Raw genomic sequence first — 5,197 nt, forward strand, 5'->3', positions numbered from 1 at the left:
CAAGGAGAGGGTGGCATGGGGTGGTTTGGCCGGATGAGTGCAGTCACTGTGCTGAGTGTTGCGTTGATGCCGACATGGGCACTCGCAGTCGGCAAGTGTGAACGCCTGGTTGCCACCGGTAGTCCGGATGCACCTCCGTACCTGTGGCAAGACCCACAAGATCCACGGCACCTGATCGGTGCCAGTGCCGATCTGCTCAAGCAGGTGGCGGATGAGCTGGGCCTGAAGATCGAGATTTTGAGTGCCGGCAAGCGCAGTCAGGCGCTTGAGGAAGTGCGTAGCGGCCGGATGGATATCCTCGTGGATGCGCCGCTGACGGTCGCCGAGCTCACCTCGATGGACTTTATCCATCCTCCGTTGCTGCAAAACGAATACCTGGTCTGGACGCGCCATGATGCGTCGTTGGCTTATGAAAGCCTGGCAGATTTGGCGCTGCACCCTGGAGCGATTTCGCAGAAGGCGCGCCTGACCCCAACCTTTGAGGCGTTTACCAAGACACACTTGAAGCTGGAGGTTGTGGAAAATCTGACGCATGCGTTTCAAAAACTCTTGCTGGGTCAGGTGGACTACGTGCTTGCAGGGCGTTATGCCGGCATGGCCATGGCGCAGACATTGGGCATGGGCAAGGACCTGACGGCGCGTGATGTGCCGGTCGACCGCCCCGGGCTCTATTTGGCTGTATCGCATAACTCAGCGTGTAACGATGCCTGGTTGCGCGGACAGCTGGCAAAAAAACTGACAGAATTGCCGGTTTCTGGTGTAACCCAGGCTGTACTGCAACGCAATGTCGAGCGCTGGAAAGCGCAATTGCAGCAACCGCTCGATGCCCCCAAACCGTAGGAAGATTGTGTGAGAACTCGACCGCTATTCGCGGCCTTGGCCATCATGGCTCTGGCCGGTTGCGCCGCCGACCCGGCACCCCATGAGCAACTTCGTTTGTCCGAGCAGGCGCTGGAGCAGGCCAAGGCCATTGGCGCCACTGACGAGGTGGCAGAACTCAAGCTTGCCGAAGCCAAGCTGGCACGGGCGCGGGTCAATATGTCCAACGAGTCCTTTCGTGACGCTCGTGTTCGTGCAGAGCAGGCCGAGCTTGATGCGCGTTTGGCTGAAGCACGCGTGTTGACCGCCAAGAGTGAAGAACAGCTCAAGGTGCTGCAGTCGCGTGTTGATCGTCTACGTAAACAGTTGGGGGAGCAGCAGTGAGTTCGATCAAGCCTTTGGTGGCGCTGCTGGTGTTGGGAGCCGTTGGCCTGCAGGGGTGCGCCAGTCAGCGCAGTGAAGCGTCGCTTGAGCAGGCTGCAGCCAGCTTTCAACAGGTCAAGAATGACTCCAGCGTGCTGCGCAGTGCGCCGCGTGATGTGATTCGTGCCGGTGAGTCGCTGGGGCGCGCAGAGCGTCTGTCGAGTTATTGGGGGAGCGGCGCGGACGTGCGCCATTACGCTTACCTGAGCCAGCGTTACAGTGAAATCGCGCGTGAGCACACGAACCTGGTGCTCAATCAGGAGCGTCAGGCCAAGCTGGAACTGGAGCGCCAGCGTTTGCAACTGGCCTTGCGCGAGGCCAAATTGGCCAGTGTTCAGCAGCAAGGTAAATGGCTGGAGGCGCAGATTGTCAGCCTGGCGACCATGCAGAGCGATCGTGGCTTGGTAATGACGCTGGGGGATGTGTTGTTCGATACCGGGCGCGCCGACCTGAAGAACTCCGCCAATCGTACGGTGCTCAAACTGGTGCAGTTCCTTCAGCTCAACCCCAAGCGTACGGTACGTATCGAGGGTTATACCGACAGCACGGGCACCCCTGAGGACAACCTGAAGCTGTCGCGAGATCGCGCTCAGTCGGTTGCCGACATGCTGATTGATCTGGGTGTGGACGAAAAGCGCATTCAGGTCGAGGGTTATGGCGACCAGTACCCGGTTGAGGCTAACGCCTCGGAGCGCGGCAGGGCGCAGAATCGACGGGTCGAGATCGTGTTTTCCGATGAGCAGGGGCGTCTCGGCGCTGAGCGCTGAAGCTGAGCGCTATGCACAAAGCCCGGTGGCGATTAAGTCATCGGGTTTTTTTTCGGCCGCGGTTGATGGGTTAGGGCGCACGTTACGGGTGCTGTCACGCAACTGTATTGTTGACTATTCTGTAATCTGTGCCAGTACACTTCGCAACTGTTACGGTATTCTCTTACCGGAGAGTTCGCCTAAAAATAACGAGATCGTCCGCGTGCCGAGAGTTCACCATGACCAACCTGTTGCTCTACCAGCGTATTGCCCAGCAACTGGCGGAGGATATCCGTCGGGGTGTCTATCAGCCGGGTGAGCGGGTGCCGTCGGTGCGCAAGATGAGCGCGCAGCTCAATGTCAGTCATGCGACGGTGCTTCAGGCTTATGCCAATCTCGAAGACCAGGGTTTGATCCGGGCGCGTCCGCAGTCAGGTTATTACGTTCACCAGACGCCGGCGCTGACGGCGCCGACACCGGATATCGCCAGGGTCGAGCGGCCGGGTTTGGTTACCCGTAGCAGCATTATTCAGCAGGTTCTGGTAGAGGCGCGCCGTGATGGTGTATTTCCGCTTGGTGCGGCAGTGCCCCATGTCGACTACCTGCCGGTGAGGGCATTGCACCAGCAGTTGGCCAAGGTTACCCGCTTCCATAGCCCGCGGGCCTTTAGCTACATGTTCAGCCCGGGGTTTGAGCCACTGCGCAGGCAGATCGCCATTCGCATGCGCGATGCGGGTGTGGTGGTCGACCCCTCCGAAGTCGTTGTCACGCATGGCTGTGTCGATGCCTTGCAGATGAGTCTGCGGGTGTTGACCCGTCCTGGTGATCTGATCGCTGCCGAGTCGCCTACTTACTATGGGTTGCTGCAGTTGGCTGATCTGTTGGGGCTGAAGGTCATCGAGATTCCCAGTGACCCATCTACCGGTATCAGTCTGGAGGCGCTGCAGTTGGCCGCCAACCAGTGGTCGATCAAGGCGCTGGTGCTGACTGCGCGTTTGAGCAATCCATTGGGTGGGACTATTCCTGAGGACCGTCAGAAACAATTGCTGCGGCTATCCTCGGACTTCGATATACAGATCATCGAAGATGACATTTATGGCGAACTGATGTTCGAGCAGGGGCGTACCAAGGCACTCAAGGCGTTTGATCGACTGGGGCGGGTTATCTACTGTTCGAGCTTTTCCAAGACGCTGTCGCCCGGTGTGCGGATTGGCTGGATGATTGCTGGCAAGTACCAGGACGAAATCCAGCGCCTGCAAACCTTCACTACCCATTCAGCTTGCAGCGTGACGCAGATGGGTGTTGCTGCGTATCTGGAAAATGGCGGGTATGATCGGCACTTGCGTTTTATCCGTCATGAGTATCGCAAGAACCTCAGTGCCTATCAGTTGGCCGTGCAGCAGTACTTTCCCGAAGGTACCCAGATGACGCGGCCTACCGGTGGCTTCATCCTCTGGGTTAGCCTGCCGGGGCGGGTCAATACCCAGGAGCTGCATGTGCGGGCGCTTCAGCAGGGCATCAGTATTGCGCCAGGGCTGATTTTCAGTAATACCGAGCAGTTCAACCATTGCATTCGTTTGAACTGCGGGATTCCCTGGAATCGTGAGTCGGAGCGGGCGCTGATGACCCTGGGGATGCTGGCCACTCAGCTTTGCCAGGAGTCGGGTAGCAGTAGTTTCTTCTAGGGATGGGTTTGTCAGTTTTCAGGGAACGCAGAGCATTATCCTTTTTACGAGTGTCCGTTGTTGCCTATGAAAGCCTTGTGTTGTGCCGGTTTGTTGTTGATGTCGATGGCCGGTTCTCTGGTTCCGATGCATGCCTGGGCGAGGGCGGACGCTGTCGCGGAATCGTCGCATCCGACGGGCACCGCCAAGGTGGCGAGTAAGCCTGTCGCAAAAGAGGCTGTGCCGCATGCCAAGGCGGGCTCTGCGTCCACTCAGAAATCTTCGGGCAAGACCACCAGGCGCAAGCATGCGGATGCCATTGCGGCGCCATTGCCCACGCCTCGATTGGACCTTAGCCTGCCTTTGAGTATGGTGGGCGGGCTGCAGCCGGGCAGTGCAAGCGAAGCTCAGTTGCATCGCCCGCTCTTGCCGGCCATGTTTGGTGAGAAACCCAAGGAAGAAAGCCCGTTTCAGCTCAATGGTCGTCTGCTCAGCAACGAAATGCAGCTGCAACTGCGCAACGACAGCCGTCAGGATGTCGAAGGTGCGGCCATCGAATTCGAGTTCAAACAGTAAGCTCGGGCCTGACTGGTTGGTCTGTTTTCGTCCTGTGATATTTCATCCTGCCGGTAATTTCAAACGACCGTTTTAGCGGTTACTATCCCGACGTGTTCATCCATTTTGATTCCGAGGTACTGCCGTCATGAAGTGTCGTGAAGGCTGTGGCGCCTGCTGCATTGCTCCGTCCATCAGTTCGCCGATACCAGGAATGCCCAATGGCAAGCCTGCTGGCGAGCGCTGTATCCATCTGTCTGTCGTCAACCTGTGTGGATTGTTCGGTAAGCCCGAGCGCCCAGCTGTGTGTTCGGCGTTCATGGCGGATGTGGAGGTGTGTGGCGGTGATCGCGATGAGGCGATCAGGATCCTGGGGTGGCTGGAGCAGATGACAGCAGCTTGAATACGTAGATCTTCGACAATAAGGAACAAGAGCATGGGATCGTTTAAGCGGATGGCGTTGGTGTGTGCTGTAGGTGCGTTGCTGGCGCCTCTGGCGCAGGCGGAAAGTTGGCAGGTGGCAAAGGATGAGCAGGGCATCAAGGTGTCCCTGAGTGAAGTGGCGGGGTCCAAATACAAGGCTTACCGTGGGGTGACCTTGATCAAGGCCAATGTCGCCAAGCTGCGTGCGTTGCACGAAGATGTGGTCGGGGCCTGCGCCTGGATACATGAATGCAAGGTGCAGAAGTTGCTCAAGCGGGAGGGTAACCAGACCTGGACCTACACCCAGTTCAATACGCCTTGGCCGGTGACGCCGCGTGATTCAATTCTCAAGGTAACCACCGAAGATGCGGCGGATGGCAGTGTTGTGCGCAAGCTGGAAGGTTTGCCCAGCTATTTGCCTGAAGAAAAAGGCTTTGTGCGGGTGGCTCAGGTCGAGGGCTTCTGGAAGTTCGAGCCTAAGGGTGACAGCACCGAAGTCACCTATCAGGTGCACACCGAGCCGGGTGGTAGCGTGCCGTCCTGGTTGGCGAACAGTTTTGTCGTAGA

At 58.0% G+C, this 5,197-nt stretch carries 7 protein-coding genes; all 7 read left to right on the plus strand.

The features are described 5' to 3' along the window. The first annotated feature begins 33 nt into the window (after positions 1-33). Positions 34-840: a substrate-binding periplasmic protein gene (locus EKA13_RS25845; RefSeq protein ID WP_065761903.1), complete on the plus strand. Its 807-nt coding sequence runs from the start codon at positions 34-36 to the stop codon at positions 838-840. A 9-nt stretch (positions 841-849) separates the two neighbouring features. Beyond that, on the plus strand, positions 850-1,203 hold the full coding sequence (locus EKA13_RS25850) for a DUF4398 domain-containing protein (protein WP_099774009.1): 354 nt from the start codon (positions 850-852) through the stop codon (positions 1,201-1,203). Continuing rightward, positions 1,200-2,009 carry an OmpA family protein gene (locus EKA13_RS25855; protein WP_065761904.1) on the plus strand — a complete coding sequence of 270 codons (810 nt, stop codon included), beginning with the start codon at positions 1,200-1,202 and terminating at the stop codon, positions 2,007-2,009. The genes EKA13_RS25850 and EKA13_RS25855 overlap by 4 nt, the downstream gene beginning before the upstream one ends. A gap of 218 nt (positions 2,010-2,227) precedes the next feature. Further along, a complete protein-coding gene (locus EKA13_RS25860; RefSeq protein WP_065761905.1) occupies positions 2,228-3,673 on the plus strand; it encodes an aminotransferase-like domain-containing protein in 1,446 nt (481 codons plus the stop codon). 66 nt (positions 3,674-3,739) lie between these two features. Continuing rightward, positions 3,740-4,228: a hypothetical protein gene (locus tag EKA13_RS25865; RefSeq protein WP_065761906.1), complete on the plus strand. Its 489-nt coding sequence runs from the start codon at positions 3,740-3,742 to the stop codon at positions 4,226-4,228. Between the two features lie 127 nt (positions 4,229-4,355). After that, positions 4,356-4,610, plus strand: a complete 255-nt coding sequence (locus tag EKA13_RS25870) for a YkgJ family cysteine cluster protein (RefSeq protein WP_065761907.1) — start codon at positions 4,356-4,358, stop codon at positions 4,608-4,610. A gap of 33 nt (positions 4,611-4,643) precedes the next feature. Further along, positions 4,644-5,197 (plus strand): START domain-containing protein (locus tag EKA13_RS25875; RefSeq protein WP_065761909.1); only part of this gene is annotated, 554 nt, incomplete at its 3' end.

This window comes from Pseudomonas defluvii (assembly GCF_001695625.1).
Classification (GTDB): domain Bacteria; phylum Pseudomonadota; class Gammaproteobacteria; order Pseudomonadales; family Pseudomonadaceae; genus Aquipseudomonas; species Aquipseudomonas defluvii.

What these genes read in the sequence shown, in the direction of transcription:
- EKA13_RS25870 (WP_065761907.1), top strand. Translation starts at nt 4,356, where the DNA reads ATGAAGTGTCGTGAAGGCTGTGGCGCCTGCTGCATTGCTCCGTCCATC.
- EKA13_RS25860 (WP_065761905.1), top strand. Translation starts at nt 2,228, where the DNA reads ATGACCAACCTGTTGCTCTACCAGCGTATTGCCCAGCAACTGGCGGAG.
- EKA13_RS25845 (WP_065761903.1), top strand. Translation starts at nt 34, where the DNA reads ATGAGTGCAGTCACTGTGCTGAGTGTTGCGTTGATGCCGACATGGGCA.
- EKA13_RS25865 (WP_065761906.1), top strand. Translation starts at nt 3,740, where the DNA reads ATGAAAGCCTTGTGTTGTGCCGGTTTGTTGTTGATGTCGATGGCCGGT.